The organism is Pseudoalteromonas rubra (assembly GCF_000967655.1).
GTDB lineage: Bacteria > Pseudomonadota > Gammaproteobacteria > Enterobacterales > Alteromonadaceae > Pseudoalteromonas > Pseudoalteromonas rubra_A.
Map to the genome: position 1 here is coordinate 24,805 of NZ_JXYA01000041.1, position 15,684 is coordinate 40,488.

Genomic DNA, 15,684 nt, shown 5'->3' on the forward strand with positions numbered 1-15,684 from the left:
ATTCTCAATGTTTCAAGTTTTCTATTTCGCCCGAAACAATGGCGGTTTCGTCTTCAATGGCCTTTCGGCTTTTTCGTTCGTTCTGTCAGGCAATAATCACTCATACTGACAACAGTGCTTTTTGCAAGTACTTGTCTCAGCATTGTCAGATGTATTGGCTGGCCAGGACAAGGTACAGCTTGTATTTACGCAACTGGGTTAACGCTTTTTCAAGGTCAGAAGAAATGAAATTATGAAACTCGTCTATAAACAAAAAGGTTGGAACTCTTTTCACTCTGAGTGTTTTGGCTCTTTTGAGTGCAATCACACGCAGCAACGCGACGATAAAGCGTCAGTAGGCTTCAACACTGTCACTTCCCAGCTCTCATAGTGGCAGTCTAAAGATGATGATTTTTCTCTGTTGTATCAAGCTTTCTAGATCTATCGAATGAGCTCAGGTGAGTAATCGCTGCAATATGGGGTCATTTAGTAAGACTTGCAGCCTCATTTCTATAGCATGCTTACTTATTCCCAATGATTTACTTTTGAATTTTTTAATGAAGAATCAACGATGAATCGGGTTTTCTAGCTTCAATCAGTCTTCAATAAGATCAGAGTTTTCATCATCATTCATAAATCGTTTCAGGTCTATCAGCGAGCTGTCTTTTCGCCTGAGTAGAGTTGAAACACATGGGTACAAAATCGCATTCATTTGGCTGGTTGTCGTCGTTCATTTGAGCAACACGTTAAGTATTTTGATGATCTCTTGTGCCATGAGGTTCATACTGTCTTCGTGAGTATCGACAAAAGAAAATGGATTAATTGATGGGTAGGCACTCGTACTGAGTGACGGATCGATATACACCAATCTGTCCGCCATTTTTTCGTCCGAAAATTCCTTGAATCTCGCTATTTCTTTCGACATATCTCAATGCGGATCAAGAAGTACGATGGCATTTTCGGGGGTGGCTGAACAGACTTCCGAGTAAATGAACTGCTTCATGAGTTCACTTTTTCAGCTTCATGTTTTTCATGAAATATAGATATGCCTTTGCCTGTGAGAAACTTTTACTTTCTTACGCAACGTGCGTTGAAAAAACCAATTATTCATCATTCAAACAAATCGTATCATGCTGTTTTTATTAAAATCTAAATGCGTTTTCATTGTGTCGCTTGTGTACAGCAGTTTCATCAATGCAATGAGTGTAAAGGAGGAAAATTGTTTTCAACTTTACTATATCATACGTAAAGATCCTCCATCTTCGGCACACAAACGAACCATCTTGATAATTCATTGGATCTGTTTCATATTCAAATTCAGTAAGTCATAAAATACTTTTGAACGTTCTCAAGCTTTTCCACTGTTATTCGGTTGATACACGTCGATTGAAATGGACGTAAGAAATGTTTCTTTTTTCATCAAAAAAAGTTAGTAAATATATAATTGCCAGACGTCTTAGGCGAAGCAATTATACTCAGTACCTATTAACTCAACATTAATTTATACAACTTTTTTTAATTTTGTAAATAGTTCGCATTCTGCTGAGGTTTTTGAAGACAAAAGACCTCACTAAAATATCAAAATCAACAACTTGTGGCTTATGAACATATAACTATTTACTTGAAATTCGTTCTAAATAGTCACTCCATTCTTGCATCATTTTCTTGCGCTCAGGTAAGTGCATCGACCTGTTATATGCCCTTGATGTATTCGTTCCAGTTAAGTGAGCGAGTTGAGCTTCTATTGCGTCATGATTCCAACCTTGCTCATGTAGTATGGTTGAAGCAGTACTTCTAAAACCATGAGCAGACATTACATCAGCAGCATATCCTAAGTCTCTCAAGCGGTTTGTCATAACATTCTTACTCATGGGTCTACTACTATCCCTTTGGCTCGGGAAAACATAGACAGAGTAGCTGGTAACGCCCTGTATATATCTCAGCTGCTTGATAACCTGTTTTGAGAGTGGAACGAGGTGATCACGGTCCTTTTTCATTTCTGCGGCTGGGATGCGAATGAGCTTGTCATCAAAATCAACGTACTCCCACTTCAAATTACGTATTTCATTCGGTCTGAGAAATAACCTTGGGATAAGCTTCAAGGCTTCAACGGTACAAAAGCTCCCTGTGGGACTGGTATCTATGTCATAAATGAGCTTCCCAAGTTCACTCGCTTTAATGATGGCAGAGTGTGAGCGTACTTTTGGTAGTGGTTTAATAATGTCTTTAAGTGGTAAACCTTGAGCTGGGTTATATCTGGTCAGCCTGTGAGCCAGGGCATAGCCAAAGATGCGATTAATGATTGAAAGTATCACAGGGGCTTTTTTAGGGCTCCCTGATGCCTCTATAGACAACATAACTTCGGTTATATGGCCTGCATCAATTTTCTCAACAAGTAGTTTGCTCAGAGATTTACAATCATTGGTAATAAAACGCTTTACGCGAGCTTGATGATCAGCCGACCAAGAGTCTTTTTGTTGCTCCCACCAATTCATAGCTACGGCATGAAACTGTCTATCAATTGCAGCGTGGCTTCGTTTACGCTCTCTTCTTTCGTCTATTGGGTTGATCCCCTGAATCAGAGAAACCCTTGCTTCCTCTGCCAGCTTTCTTGCTTCAACGAGGGGTATCGTGGGGTACTGACCTAAAGCCAACTCTTTGTGCTTTCCTGATAGCTTAAAGCGCATCCTCCATAATTTTGAACCATTACTTTTTACTAGCAAAAACAAACCATTACCATCAAATTTCTTGATTTGCTTTTTGCCTTCTGGACAAGTGATACTTTTCACTTCTAACGCCGTTAAACTCATAGTCCATTCCTTCTAGGGGTATCAATTGTGGGGTATGCACCTCATTTAATACTAAAAAGCATCGCTTAGCAAATGGTGATCCCCCACTTTATACCCCCGAAAAATTGAAACTTCATGAACTATTGTGAAACAAGCTGAACAGCTCAACAAAAAGAAAAACCCCGTAAAACAGTATTTTACGGGGTTTTTGAAACGTTATGAGTTTCTATGGAATCATAGGAGGCAGATTACATCATGCCGCCCATACCACCCATGCCGCCCATGCCACCCATGTCAGGGGCACCCGCTGCTTCTTCCTTCGGAATTTCAGCAACCATGGCTTCTGTGGTGATCATCAGGCCAGCAACAGACGCTGCGTATTGCAGTGCAGAACGCGTCACTTTAGTCGGATCCAAAATGCCCATATCAATCATATTTCCGTATTCACCATTTGCGGCATTAAAACCTACATTACCGTTATGGTCTTTCACCTTATTAATTACAACAGAAGGCTCATCACCGGCGTTGAATACGATTTGACGTAAAGGCGCTTCCAATGCACGCAGAGTCATTTTAATTCCGTGGTTTTGCTCTTCGTTGTCACCGGTCAAGTCAGCCAACTTGGTTGCAACACGAACCAGTGCAACACCGCCACCAGGTACTACGCCTTCTTCAACCGCAGCACGGGTTGCATGCAGGGCGTCTTCAACGCGGTCTTTCTTTTCTTTCATTTCAACTTCAGTTGCGGCACCAACTTTGATCACTGCAACACCGCCGGCCAGTTTAGCCATACGCTCTTGTAGTTTCTCTTTGTCGTAATCTGAAGTCGCTTCTTCGATTTGTGCTTTGATTTGCGCAACGCGGCCATCAATACCTTCCTGCTCGCCCGCACCATCAATGATAGTGGTGTCATCTTTAGTGATAACAACGCGCTTCGCAGTACCCAGGTCTTCAACCGTTGCTTTTTCAAGCTCAAGGCCAATCTCTTCAGAGATAACCGTACCGCCAGTCAGGGTAGCAATATCCTGTAACATTGCTTTACGACGGTCGCCAAAACCTGGTGCTTTAACCGCTGCAACTTTTACGATACCGCGCATGTTGTTCACAACCAGAGTCGCCAGCGCTTCACCTTCAAGGTCTTCAGCGATGATCAACAGAGGCTTGCTGGTTTTGGCAACGGCTTCCAGAGTTGGCAGCAATTCACGGATGTTAGATACTTTTTTGTCAACCAACAGAATGTGTGGGTTGTCCAGCTCAACCTGGCCTTTTTCAGCATTGTTGATGAAGTAAGGAGACAGGTAACCACGGTCAAACTGCATACCTTCAACAACGTCTAATTCGTTCTGTAGTGACTGGCCTTCTTCTACGGTGATAACACCAGACTCACGACCTACTTTTTCCATTGCTTCTGCAATGATGTCACCAATTTCTTTGTCAGAGTTTGCAGAGATAGTACCTACCTGAGCAATCGCTTTGGTGTCTGAACAAGGAACAGACAGCGCTTTTAACTCTTCAACCGCTGCAATCACAGCTTTGTCGATACCACGCTTCAGATCCATCGGGTTCATGCCCGCAGCAACAGCTTTTAGACCTTCGTTCACGATAGCTTGTGCCAGTACCGTTGCAGTCGTAGTACCATCACCCGCCGCATCGTTTGCTTTAGACGAGACTTCTTTAACGAGCTGGGCTCCCATGTTCTCGAACTTATCTTCCAGTTCGATCTCTTTTGCAACAGATACACCATCTTTAGTGATAACAGGGGCACCGAACGCCTTATCCAGTACCACGTTACGGCCTTTTGGACCCAAGGTTACTTTTACTGCGTCTGCCAGTACGTTTACACCGTTAAGCATTTTTGTACGAGCGTCATTTGCAAAACGAACTTCTTTAGCTGCCATGATGTTTATTCCTCTAAATTCTTTTCGATTAACCGTTAAATGTTGAGTGCGACGACCAGGCTTATTCTACGATGCCCAGGATGTTATCTTCGCGCATGATCAGGTATTCCTGACCTTCGATTTTTTCTGTTTTCTCAACGTACGAGCCGAACAAGACTGTGTCGCCCGCTTTAACTTGTAATGATTTCACTTCACCATTGTCCAACACGCGGCCGTTGCCCACAGCAACCACTTTACCACGGGTTGATTTTTCAGCAGCAGAACCAGTTAAAACGATACCGCCAGCAGACTTAGTTTCTTCTTCAAGACGCTTAACAATAACGCGATCGTGTAAAGGACGAATGTTCATGTGTCAGTTCTCCAGTGACAGAATACATAGTGTAAGATGTTTGCCCGCTCAAACTGAATTGTTTACAAGGGGCTAATTAATTTCTAAGTTGCTTCACTTTATGGGGATGGGCAAATCAAAACCCAAGCATTTTTTTCAAATTTTTTAGTCCTTGCGCTTAAACTCACCTTCTAACGTGGTATTCCCCTCATCACGTTGCGATTGGCCATGACCAGAAGTGCGACCGGCAAACGGATCGAACTGCTGCTCCTGTTGCTGTGTGCTCTGCTGGCTGAACATACCACCACTTTGCACCTGCACGGTGGCACGTTGCAGCAGCGCCTTGGCTAATTTCTGGCGAATCGCCGGCGTGAGCAGCATAAAGCCCAGCACATCAGTCATGATCCCTGGTGTCATCAGCAATACACCGGCAATGATCACACAAATACCGGCAAACAGATCGCTGGCAGGTAACTGGCCGCGTGCCATTTGTTGTTGCACATTGGCATAGGCACCCAGGCCTTGCTGCTTGACCAGGCGCGCTCCTAGTACCGCCGTGAGGATCACCAGTGCCAGGGTGGCAAATCCGCCGATGACTTCACTGACTTGCAGTAACAGGGCTATTTCAGCGATGGGAATAACAATAAAGAGTAGAAAAAGGACTTTAAACATAGGATCTCCAAAATAACTGAAATAGATGTATGGGTCCTCGGGTCTTATTTCAAGCCCGCGCATCAGGCACGGCAAAGCACACGACTAATGCGCTGAAACGACAGGTGAAGCGCTTGGGATACCCGGCATGTTTGGTTACACTAGAGCAAATTTAGCTCAAGTGAAAGGATAACCATGACGACGCCTTACCGATTGGTCATGACCACCTGTGGCACTCATGCGCAGGCCCAAGACATTGCCAGGCAGTTGGTGGCAAATAAACAGGCAGCCTGTGTGAACATTTTGCCAAACGTTGAGTCCATCTATGTGTGGCAGGGTGAGGTCACTCAGGACAGCGAGTACAAGTTAATGATTAAAACGCATGTTGACTTGGTCGAGGCCGTCATGGAGACCATTCACCGTTTGCACCAATACGATGTGCCTGAAATTCAGGTCATCGAAGTCTGTGCTGGATCGCGGGACTATTTTAACTGGATTGATGAGGTACTGAATTAATGCGAATGCTGACGCGCTTTTTACCCAGCGGCATACTGGCCGTTTTGACCGCCCTGTTAATGCTGCTAAGCACCAGCAGCCAGGCGGCAGGCAATGCCACTGTGCTCGATAGCTTGCTCGCTCCCAAGCAGCAAACGTTTTTACCCGTCGAAGAAGCGTTTAAGTTCGACTTCGACCAGCAGGGCAAAGTGCTGTTTACCGGCTGGGATATTGCGCCCGGCTACTACTTATATAAGAAGAAACTGGAGATCATCGCCAAAGGGGCAGACATTTCGGTGCCCGAATATGCACAGGGCGAAATGATCGAGGATGAATTTTTTGGCAAAACCGAAGTGTACTTTGACCAATTTGCCGTGATCTCCCGGCTCAGCAATATTACAGACGGTGCAGTCGTCAAGATTCGCTACCAGGGCTGTGCCGAAGCCGGGCTGTGTTACCCGCCCGAAGTGATCACAGTACCTTTAACTGTACTCGTCAGTGGCGGCGATGCTGATGCAACCCCACCCGCCGAAGCAACCAGCCAGCCTGAGGCTGCATCCGCTAATAGCGACGATTTAAGCTTCACGGAGCGACTGGCGCAGCAATCACTGCTCACCAACCTGGCAGTGTTTTTTGCGGTGGGCGTGGGTCTGGCATTTACCCCGTGTGTCTTCCCGATGTTTCCAATCCTGTCTAGCCTGATCGCCGGACAGCAACATTTGTCGACCAAAAAGGCCTTTAGCCTGTCTTTTGTTTATGTTCAGGGCATGGCCGTAACCTATGCCGCACTTGGCTTAGTGGTGGCCTATTTTGGCGGCCAGGTACAGGGCTATCTGCAACACCCGGCGGTACTTATCAGCTTTAGTTTATTGTTTGTGTTGCTGGCCTTTACCATGTTCGGCTGGTACGAAATCAAACTGCCCAGCGGTATGATGAACAAGCTGACCGAGATCAGTAACCAACAAAGTGGCGGTAATTATGTTGGCGTGTTCTCTATGGGCGTCTTATCCGGTCTGATCGCTTCCCCGTGTACCACAGCGCCATTATCAGCGGCACTATTATATGTCGCCCAAAGTGGTGACTTTATGGTCGGTGGCCTGACTCTGTACGCGCTGAGCCTGGGAATGGGTCTGCCGCTGCTGCTGCTGGGTACTTCAGGTGGTAAATTACTGCCCAAGGCCGGCGGCTGGATGGAGCAGGTCAAAACCCTGTTTGGTTTTGTCATGCTGTTTGTGCCGCTGATCCTGCTGGAGCGGATCCTCGACTTTAATATTATTCTGGGCCTGGCGTCGGTGCTGGCGGTGGCAACCGCATTGTATCTGCACCACTGGCAGAGCGGACAGGCTCAAGGCAAAGGCAAAACCCTGCTCTGGGCAATGGCAACCAGCTTATTCGTAGTTGGCTTGCTGACAGCCAGAAGCGTGGTTTTCCCGGCCCCTGAAACAGCTCAGGCAAGCGTGGCGCAAAATGACACCAAGCAAGGCTTCAGACTGCTGGACGACCTGGCTGCGCTGAATGTGGCAGTCGAGCAAGCGAACAGTAACGGTAAAATCGCCATGGTAGATCTGTATGCCGAGTGGTGTGTGGCCTGTAAAGAGTTTGAAAAATACACCTTTCCTACCGAGCAGGTACAGGCGCAGTTTGCCTACTTCGATACGTTAAAGCTCGATCTGACCGAAAGTAACGATACCACCATAGAGATCATGGAAGCATTTACGGTATTCGGTCTGCCCAGCATTTTGTTCTTTGATACCCAGGGCAATGAGATCCCCGAACTGCGCATCACCGGATTCCAGGATGCCGACGAGTTCGCCGCTCACCTCGAAAAAGTACGCCAATACGTGCTGTAACCTGCTTTTTAGCGAAAGAATTGCTCCCCACGACACAGAGGCCTGAAGAATTGCCTCTGTGTCTCGTCTCTTCCTATGCTGATTAGACCAGTATTTTGCTGCTATTTACCTTGAACTCTCTATAATAGTTCACGAACGTGAGAAATATTTGCTATTTACCGTGCATACGCTTAAGTTAACAAGGTCTTTTTCGAAAAAAGTCGCTTTGTTTTCTAAATAAAGGAATTTCACGCATTATGTCTACAAATTTGAAGATTTTAGTCCTAAACGGCCCAAACCTGAACATGCTGGGCCGACGCGAGCCGGACAAGTACGGCACCCGGACCTTGAAAGACATTATGCAGAGCCTGACGCAAAGCGCGGTAAATTTGAATGTTGAACTAAGTCACTTTCAGAGCAATAGCGAGGCAGAGCTGATTGAGCATATTCATGCGCAGTATGAGCGTGTTGATTGCATCATCTTCAACCCAGCCGCTTTTACGCATACCAGTATTGCTTTGCGAGATGCCTTACTGAGCGTCAGCATTCCGTTTTATGAAGTGCATTTATCAAATGTTTATGCACGCGAGCCCTTTCGTCACAAGTCCTACTTTTCGGATGTGGCACAGGGCGTTATATGTGGATTAGGTGCGCTGGGCTACGAGGCGGCATTAATGGCGGCCGTAGCCAAGCTGCGCAAACAAGATAACTCAAATTAACTAACAGGCGGGTCAAGTTATGGATATTCGCAAGATCAAAAAACTTATCGAATTAGTAGAAGAATCAGGCATTGCTGAGCTGGAAATCACCGAAGGTGAAGAGTCGGTACGCATCAACCGTCACAGCAGCGCGCCGGTTATTGCTCAGCCACAGCAATACTCACTACCAACAGCAGCACCAGCGCCTGCAGCAGCTCCAGCACCAGCCGCGGAAGCACCAGCTGCAGCCAGCGACGCGCCTGCCGGCCATCAGGTAAAATCACCTATGGTAGGTACTTTCTACTCAGCGTCTTCTCCAACTGCTGCGGCTTACGTAGAGGTGGGCTCAAAAGTTAACGTGGGCGACACACTGTGTATCGTTGAAGCGATGAAGATGATGAACCAAATCGAATCTGATAAAGCCGGTGTTGTAAAAGCAATCCTGGTTGAGAATGGCGATGCGGTTGAGTTTGATCAACCTCTGTTCATCATCGAATAATGCCCCTGGAAGGTTAACACTATGCTAGATAAAGTAGTCATTGCAAACCGAGGCGAAATTGCGCTTCGCGTATTGCGTGCCTGCAAGGAGCTGGGGATTAAAACGGTTGCAGTGCATTCAACTGCCGATCGTGACCTCAAACACGTGCTACTTGCAGACGAAACCATTTGTATTGGTAAACCCGCTGCCAGCGAGAGCTACCTGGATATTCCTCGTATCATCGCTGCGGCAGAGGTAACCGATGCGGTTGCTATCCACCCAGGCTATGGCTTCCTGTCTGAAAATGCCGATTTTGCCGACCAGGTTGAGCAAAGCGGCTTTGTCTTTATCGGTCCAAAAGGCGACACGATCCGTCTGATGGGTGATAAAGTTTCTGCAATCGAAGCAATGCGTAAAGCTGGCGTGCCGTGTGTACCGGGTTCTGACGGCCCGCTGACTGAAGATAACGAGCGTAACGTCCAAATCGCTAAGCGTATCGGTTATCCGGTGATCATCAAAGCTGCCGGTGGTGGTGGTGGTCGCGGTATGCGTGTAGTACGGAGCGAAAAAGAGTTATTAGACTCTATCGCACTAACGCAGACAGAAGCACAGCAATTCTTTGGTAATGGCATGGTTTACATGGAGAAATTCCTTGAAAACCCACGTCATATCGAAGTACAAGTACTGGCGGATGGTCAGGGCAATGCCATCCACCTGGGCGAGCGTGACTGTTCAATGCAGCGTCGTCACCAGAAAGTGGTAGAAGAAGCGCCTGCACCAGGTATTACCGCAGAAATGCGCAAGTTCATTGGTGATCGTTGTACGCGTGCGTGTATCGAAATCGGTTACCGTGGTGCTGGTACGTTTGAATTCCTGTACGAAAATGGTGAATTCTACTTCATTGAGATGAACACCCGTATTCAGGTAGAGCATCCGGTGACTGAAATGGTGACTGGCGTTGACCTAATCAAAGAGCAGCTGAAAATTGCTGCAGGTCAGCCGCTGTCTATCACTCAGGATGACGTTGTAATTCGTGGCCATGCCATTGAGTGTCGTATCAATGCCGAAGATCCGGAAAGTTTTATTCCGTCTCCAGGCAAGATCACGCGCTTCCACCCGGCAGGTGGTTTGGGCATTCGCTGGGACAGCCATATCTATGCTGACTACACAGTACCACCGCATTACGACTCCATGATCGGCAAGCTGATCACTTACGGTGAAAACCGTGACGTGGCCATTGCCCGTGCACGTAACGCCCTGAATGAACTTGTGATTGACGGTATTAAAACCAATACCCCGCTGCACAAGAAAATTCTGGCGGACGAAAACTTCCAAAACGGTGGTACCAATATCCACTACCTGGAAAAGAAACTGGGCCTGTAAGCCCGTCTACGCAGGGGATGTCATTCCCCTGCGTTAATCTGCTCGCCCCCCCCGTGTAGACACTTTCAGAACTCACTGCATATTTTTCATTGCATCCAGATGCCACTTCCGTCACTTTAATTACATTAGTTCACCTGATTTACAGACTGACTCAGTAAAAGAGAAGATGATGACTTTATCCAGTTTTTTACGTTTGATCTGTTTGGCTGCAATCTGGGGCGGTTCATTTTTGTTTATGCGCATTGCCGCGCCGACCTTTGGACCGGCTTACTTGATCGAATTCCGAGTGAGCTTTGCCGCACTTGCTTTGCTCGTGACAGCCTTGTACCTGAAGCGATCTCTGCATTTTCGCGCCCACGCCCGGCACTATTTTATTTTGGGATTACTCAATACAGCGCTACCTTTCGTGCTCTTTGCCTATGCGGCGCAAACCCTGACAGTCTCTGTGCTGGCAATTTTAAACGCGACGGCTGCCATTTGGGGTGCTTTGATCGCTTTTTTCTGGCACCGAACGCCTCTTTCAGTGAAGTCCCTGATCGGCATGGTGCTGGGGATATGTGGCGTGATCATCTTGGTTGGCTGGGACCAGACACTTGTCTCAGAAGCGCTGATCTGGCCGGTCCTGGCAGGTGTACTAGCCGCCGTGAGTTACGGTGTAGCGAGTAACTATGCTAAAAACGCGCCACAGATTGCTGCGTTTGATAATGCCCATGGCAGCATGTGGGCCGCCGTTGTCTGGCTGGTGCCATTGCTCCCTTTTATACCCATGCGGGCAGTACCAGATAGCACGGAAATCTCTGCCGTTATTGCACTGGGCGTGATCTGTACCGGCATTGCTTACTTACTGTATTTTAGATTAATTTCAGACGTAGGTGCGGCTTCTGCGCTTTCGGTTACTTTCTTAATTCCCCTGTTCGGCATCGTATGGGGCTATCTGGTATTAGATGAACAGGTTGGGATCAATACACTGGGAGGGATGATCTTGGTGTTAGGTGGAACTATGCTGGTGACGGGGTTTTCACCCGCCACCTGGCAAACAAAGCGCGCTGCGCGCGCCCGGTAAAGCCTGCTGTTTAACTACTGAAAAACCACGTTTTCGCTGCCTGGCAGTGGCTTAAACCGGCTCAACAGCTTGTCGCAGTCTTCCAGGATCTGCGCTTCCAGTCGCTCTTCAGCACGCCAGCGCTGCGCATCCATCTTATAGATCTCTTTCTTGCTGTATTTTTTGCGTGCTTCGTGGGTCGGCATTTCTTTGACTTCTTCGTACATTTCATGCACGCCCGGATAGCTTTGACTCAGCTCTACCTCTTCATCAAAACTATACTGAGACATCAGCACCCACACCCGCAAACAACCCTCAGAGTACTCGCACTGCTTTTGCTGCATTGCTTTGGCTATCAGGTTGATACTATCGGACAGCTTGGCATTGCGCTCCTGACGAGAGCGTGCCAGCTTTTCTTTTTGCTCCTGCTGCAATTTTGCAATCGTGTCTTTCTGTACTTTAAGCTGCCACAGCAGCTTGCCGGCGTAAAATGCCAGACCGGCGATGATCAACGCGCCTACCACAATCGCGGCTATCCACATAGTTTAACGCTCCTCGTCTTCGTCTGTTAACCACTCATTGGCCAGATCATTGCTCATCCACTGATCCAGCTCATCTTCCTGAGGCATATCAGCTTCTTCGAACTCATCATCAATGCCCAGTAACTCACATAACTCCTGATGGCGTGCCACCGACTTATTGAAGTACTTGGCATCTTTGCCGGTTATTAGCTCACCACGCTCATGACGCTCTAACAGCGCCATCAGTCGCTCATCATTTTCCAGTTGGCGTAGCTCTTCTTCCGGCGTTAATGCCACTGGCGCGACCTTCTTCAGCTCCACCTGAGGTTTGAGGTCACGATTAAGCTTAGGCTCGCTGGCCTGCTGTGGCTGAGGTACCAGCGCAACCGGTTTTTTACTGCCCGCACGCGGATCCTTCTTGCTACCCGAAGCCTTACTCTCTTCTATTTTGGCTTCTTGTGCATTACGTGAACCCGGTTTTTTACCTTTGTGCTTTTTGTTGCGCTGCTCTTTCAGCGCTCTCAGCTCCTGAAGTTTCTCTTTACTCAGCCTCGGTGTGCCAATGTTGCCCACCTTACGGGATTTCTTCTTTCTGGTCATACTAGTCTTTACTCATTCTGTACTATCGCTTAGTCAAAATGATGACATCATTGCCTATCACTTCAACCTGGGTATTAAATTGCTCTGCAATGTAGGCAAACGTCTCACGACTAAAAAACGCGATATGGGTTTGGTCGTTTTTATAGTGCCAGTTTGCAAAACGTGCTGGATCTATTACCAGCTTAGTCATTAATGCCAATGGTGCGCCAGGCTTGAGCATGGCCAGCAGCTGGTGCAGCACTTTACCAGGCTGGGCCAGGTGTTCTATCACTTCACTACAGGTAATAAAGTCATACTGCTGATCCAGCACTTTGGGATCATTGGCATAGTATAAATCATATAGCGCCATCCGATGGCCTGCTTCGGTCAGCATTTTGGCCAACAATGGCCCCGGCCCGCAGCCAAAGTCCAGGCCGGATTGGGCCGCCGCCAAGCGCCCACACAGCGGTTCAGCCAGCCGGGATAAAAATCGCCGATAGCCGGGATCCATCAGATCATTCTCATGGCTGTCGTAAATGGCTTTTTCCTGCTCAGCGCTTAATCGCTGTTCGGGGGAGACAGACACCAGCTTGCAACACTGACACTGCCAGTAGTCTCTGAATTTGTCCTGATGGTAGTGCGTCAGTGAGTCGCCTTCACAAAGGCCGCAACGCCATGACTGTGGATTTTGCAACTGAGATAAACCGAAATGCCTTAAAGGCCGTATTGTAACAGCAATCAATTAGTGAACAAATATGCACACACAAATAAAAAAGCGGCAGAGATTGCTCTCTACCGCTTACTAATCTGAGCGTCACAAACTGGACACTTCTCCCTTCGACTTTTAAGTCATTATTATTTTTATTGTGGTATCTTCCGTTTTGTTTTTATTGTCACTTCCGTGAACACTTTCCATATTGTTATTGTTATCAAACTTCCAATGCATTTTTTATTTTCGGTCTTCCTGACTCTTTCTTGGTCATCCTGCGTATTCAAAGAGAATACCTAATCTTGCCACCGACGCTTCCGATACGAATTGTCCCTGTTTTTGTATTATCTGGCGACAACGAATAATCTACGCCGATCTGAAACAGTTACAACTAAACAATAACAAAATTATTACCTGAATATTTTAGAACAACATTAAACCAATTTTATTACAAAGGGTTACAACTGAACACAGGATGAAATTAAGTCAATTCTTACACTGACTATAAGCATATATCTTACAAGCATGTTGAGATATATCTCACAGCGCCAGATCAAAAAAAGGCAGCCTGGTTGCTGCCTTTTTTACAATACCCAGAGTTTACACTGGGTCTGTTTTGTATCTATACGACTTTAGTGTAGGCCACCTAAGTATTTAGATAATACTTCAATGTCTTTGTCAGTCAGTTTCTTCGCGATGTCACCCATCATGCCGTTTGGATCGTTGTTACGATCGCCGCTGCGGAACTTTTCAAGCTGCGCCTTGATGTATTCAGGGTGCTGGAATGAGATTTTCGGGAACTTAGACAGAGACGTACCATTACCACGTGGACCGTGACATGCAGCACAAGACGGAATACCACGCTCAGCATCACCGGCTTTGTAAAGTTTCTGACCCGCTTCGACCACATCTTCAGGTGTAGTACCTGACGACATTGGCAAAGACGCAAAGTAAGCAGACAAATCTCTCATATCCTGATCCGACAGTGGCATAGCCATGCCGCTCATCACAGGGTCCATACGACCTTCTTTACCACCTGAGGTCATACCTAGCTTGAACTCTTGCAGTTGCTTGTAGATATAATCCGCATGCTGACCAGCGATTTTCGGATACATAGTAACAGGAGCATTGCCATCCGGACCGTGACACGCCGCACAAGTTGCAGCCTTTGCTTTACCTGCTTGCGCATCGCCATCAAATGCCGCGACGTTGCTGGCTGACAAGGACCCTAGCAACATAGTTAAAGTTAATGCTATTTTTTTCATGGTAAATTCTCTGTTTCCGACCCTGTAATTTTGACCCCAGCCGAAAAAGCCTCGTTTCTTTTACTGCGTGGGCAAATCTTATTTGAGACCGACTGACCAAGCTTGCTAAATGTGCACTAATTGGCACAGACAAAGTCAACGGACTCGAGTTTTACGTTGCAATTGCTACATTCTACACGATATTAATTTCTCTGGCACGTTTTCTGCTCACATTAAGCCCATAAATTATAGGGATTTGACCTGGATTAAGTTTCCTCTCCGGGACATAGCGTAAAAACTCACCCAGGGTGCAGATTTTATCGGCTTTTGCTTTAGCAACCAAGTATAATAAAATAGACAATAATGAGATCAATCCCCTTGAGGAGTCGAAGTGCTAAAATCCCGCATGCCGTATAACCGTGCTCAGTTTGTAACGAGTGCCCCAGATATTTCCCGATTACCCGCCGATACCGGTATTGAAGTTGCGTTTGCCGGACGCTCCAATGCAGGGAAATCCAGTGCACTGAATGCCCTGACCGATCAAAAGCTGGCGCGCACCAGTAAAACGCCGGGCCGTACTCAGCTCATTAATACTTTTTCGCTCGACGAAGACAAGCGCCTGATTGACTTACCGGGCTACGGCTTTGCCAAAGTGCCATTGGAAATGAAGAAGAAATGGCAGAAGTCGCTGGGCGAATACCTGCAAAAGCGCCAGAGCCTGAAAGGCATTGTGGTACTGATGGACATCCGTCACCCGCTTAAAGACCTGGATATGGATTTGATTAACTGGGCCGCAGGCAGTGATATTCCGGTACTGGCACTGTTAACCAAAGCCGACAAGCTCAAGCAGGGCAAACGCAAAGCCGAAGTATTACAAGTGCGTAAAGCACTGGCAGAGCTGAATGCCGACATTACCGTACACGCGTTTTCCTCTTTAAAAGGACTGGGTTTGAAAGAGCTGGCCTGGCAGCTGGATGACTGGTTTTTGGGACCGTATGTCAAAGAAGAAGAGGCAGAGCAGGACAGCCCTTCAGCGCAGTAGTAGACACCTCAGGCTGCGT

16 protein-coding genes are annotated in these 15,684 nt (G+C 47.0%); 7 read left to right on the forward strand and 9 right to left on the reverse strand.

The annotated features are described in order from the left end of the window. Positions 1-709: 709 nt before the first annotated feature. From TW77_RS25230 to TW77_RS16530, 5 genes are all read right to left on the reverse strand, one after another. Entirely contained in the window at positions 710-859 is a 150-nt protein-coding gene (locus TW77_RS25230; protein WP_156158696.1) for a hypothetical protein, read from the reverse strand. A gap of 733 nt (positions 860-1,592) precedes the next feature. Then, a complete protein-coding gene (locus TW77_RS16515) occupies positions 1,593-2,789 on the reverse strand; it encodes a tyrosine-type recombinase/integrase (protein WP_082078955.1) in 1,197 nt (398 codons plus the stop codon). 227 nt (positions 2,790-3,016) lie between these two features. Further along, entirely contained in the window at positions 3,017-4,666 is a 1,650-nt protein-coding gene (groL, locus tag TW77_RS16520; RefSeq protein ID WP_046006085.1) for a chaperonin GroEL, read from the reverse strand. 61 nt (positions 4,667-4,727) lie between these two features. After that, positions 4,728-5,015: a co-chaperone GroES gene (locus TW77_RS16525; RefSeq protein WP_046006086.1), complete on the reverse strand. Its 288-nt coding sequence runs from the start codon at positions 5,013-5,015 to the stop codon at positions 4,728-4,730. A gap of 144 nt (positions 5,016-5,159) precedes the next feature. Beyond that, positions 5,160-5,666, reverse strand: coding sequence for an FxsA family protein (locus TW77_RS16530; RefSeq protein WP_046006087.1), 507 nt, complete (start codon positions 5,664-5,666; stop codon positions 5,160-5,162). A gap of 174 nt (positions 5,667-5,840) precedes the next feature. On the opposite strand from TW77_RS16530, the gene cutA reads away from it, so the two are divergent. The 6 genes from cutA to TW77_RS16560 all read left to right on the forward strand — a co-directional run bounded on the left by cutA (position 5,841) and on the right by TW77_RS16560 (position 11,591). Beyond that, a complete protein-coding gene (gene cutA, locus TW77_RS16535) occupies positions 5,841-6,161 on the forward strand; it encodes a divalent-cation tolerance protein CutA (protein ID WP_046006088.1) in 321 nt (106 codons plus the stop codon). After that, positions 6,161-7,990 (forward strand): protein-disulfide reductase DsbD, encoded by a 1,830-nt coding sequence (locus TW77_RS16540; protein ID WP_052713237.1) that lies wholly within the window; start codon positions 6,161-6,163, stop codon positions 7,988-7,990. Before cutA ends, TW77_RS16540 begins: the two co-directional genes overlap by 1 nt. 236 nt (positions 7,991-8,226) lie before the next feature. After that, positions 8,227-8,688, forward strand: a complete 462-nt coding sequence (aroQ, locus tag TW77_RS16545) for a type II 3-dehydroquinate dehydratase (RefSeq protein ID WP_046006089.1) — start codon at positions 8,227-8,229, stop codon at positions 8,686-8,688. A gap of 19 nt (positions 8,689-8,707) precedes the next feature. Continuing rightward, positions 8,708-9,166, forward strand: a complete 459-nt coding sequence (gene accB, locus TW77_RS16550; protein ID WP_046006090.1) for an acetyl-CoA carboxylase biotin carboxyl carrier protein — start codon at positions 8,708-8,710, stop codon at positions 9,164-9,166. 21 nt (positions 9,167-9,187) lie between these two features. Continuing rightward, entirely contained in the window at positions 9,188-10,528 is a 1,341-nt protein-coding gene (accC, locus tag TW77_RS16555) for an acetyl-CoA carboxylase biotin carboxylase subunit (RefSeq protein ID WP_046006091.1), read from the forward strand. A gap of 169 nt (positions 10,529-10,697) precedes the next feature. After that, the gene (locus tag TW77_RS16560; protein ID WP_046006092.1) at positions 10,698-11,591 is read left to right on the forward strand and encodes a DMT family transporter; all 894 of its coding nucleotides are present in this window, start codon (positions 10,698-10,700) and stop codon (positions 11,589-11,591) included. A 14-nt stretch (positions 11,592-11,605) separates the two neighbouring features. On the opposite strand, the gene TW77_RS16565 is transcribed toward TW77_RS16560, so the two are convergent. From TW77_RS16565 to TW77_RS16580, 4 genes are all read right to left on the reverse strand, one after another. Next, positions 11,606-12,112: a DUF2489 domain-containing protein gene (locus tag TW77_RS16565; protein ID WP_046006093.1), complete on the reverse strand. Its 507-nt coding sequence runs from the start codon at positions 12,110-12,112 to the stop codon at positions 11,606-11,608. A 3-nt stretch (positions 12,113-12,115) separates the two neighbouring features. Further along, positions 12,116-12,691, reverse strand: a complete 576-nt coding sequence (gene yihI, locus TW77_RS16570) for a Der GTPase-activating protein YihI (RefSeq protein WP_046006094.1) — start codon at positions 12,689-12,691, stop codon at positions 12,116-12,118. Positions 12,692-12,713: 22 nt separating this feature from the next. Then, positions 12,714-13,364 carry a class I SAM-dependent methyltransferase gene (locus TW77_RS16575; RefSeq protein WP_046006095.1) on the reverse strand — a complete coding sequence of 217 codons (651 nt, stop codon included), beginning with the start codon at positions 13,362-13,364 and terminating at the stop codon, positions 12,714-12,716. A gap of 647 nt (positions 13,365-14,011) precedes the next feature. Next, on the reverse strand, positions 14,012-14,644 hold the full coding sequence (locus tag TW77_RS16580; protein ID WP_046006096.1) for a c-type cytochrome: 633 nt from the start codon (positions 14,642-14,644) through the stop codon (positions 14,012-14,014). 370 nt (positions 14,645-15,014) lie between these two features. Here TW77_RS16580 and yihA point away from each other — a divergent pair, with 370 nt between their 5' ends. Beyond that, positions 15,015-15,665, forward strand: a complete 651-nt coding sequence (gene yihA, locus TW77_RS16585) for a ribosome biogenesis GTP-binding protein YihA/YsxC (protein ID WP_046006097.1) — start codon at positions 15,015-15,017, stop codon at positions 15,663-15,665. Positions 15,666-15,684: the final 19 nt, after the last annotated feature.

Coding starts and splice junctions, on each gene's coding strand:
- TW77_RS25230 (WP_156158696.1), bottom strand. CDS start 859: ATGGCGGACAGATTGGTGTATATCGATCCGTCACTCAGTACGAGTGCC.
- TW77_RS16515 (WP_082078955.1), bottom strand. CDS start 2,789: ATGAGTTTAACGGCGTTAGAAGTGAAAAGTATCACTTGTCCAGAAGGC.
- groL (WP_046006085.1), bottom strand. CDS start 4,666: ATGGCAGCTAAAGAAGTTCGTTTTGCAAATGACGCTCGTACAAAAATG.
- TW77_RS16525 (WP_046006086.1), bottom strand. CDS start 5,015: ATGAACATTCGTCCTTTACACGATCGCGTTATTGTTAAGCGTCTTGAA.
- TW77_RS16530 (WP_046006087.1), bottom strand. CDS start 5,666: ATGTTTAAAGTCCTTTTTCTACTCTTTATTGTTATTCCCATCGCTGAA.
- cutA (WP_046006088.1), top strand. CDS start 5,841: ATGACGACGCCTTACCGATTGGTCATGACCACCTGTGGCACTCATGCG.
- TW77_RS16540 (WP_052713237.1), top strand. CDS start 6,161: ATGCGAATGCTGACGCGCTTTTTACCCAGCGGCATACTGGCCGTTTTG.
- aroQ (WP_046006089.1), top strand. CDS start 8,227: ATGTCTACAAATTTGAAGATTTTAGTCCTAAACGGCCCAAACCTGAAC.
- accB (WP_046006090.1), top strand. CDS start 8,708: ATGGATATTCGCAAGATCAAAAAACTTATCGAATTAGTAGAAGAATCA.
- accC (WP_046006091.1), top strand. CDS start 9,188: ATGCTAGATAAAGTAGTCATTGCAAACCGAGGCGAAATTGCGCTTCGC.
- TW77_RS16560 (WP_046006092.1), top strand. CDS start 10,698: ATGACTTTATCCAGTTTTTTACGTTTGATCTGTTTGGCTGCAATCTGG.
- TW77_RS16565 (WP_046006093.1), bottom strand. CDS start 12,112: ATGTGGATAGCCGCGATTGTGGTAGGCGCGTTGATCATCGCCGGTCTG.
- yihI (WP_046006094.1), bottom strand. CDS start 12,691: ATGACCAGAAAGAAGAAATCCCGTAAGGTGGGCAACATTGGCACACCG.
- TW77_RS16580 (WP_046006096.1), bottom strand. CDS start 14,644: ATGAAAAAAATAGCATTAACTTTAACTATGTTGCTAGGGTCCTTGTCA.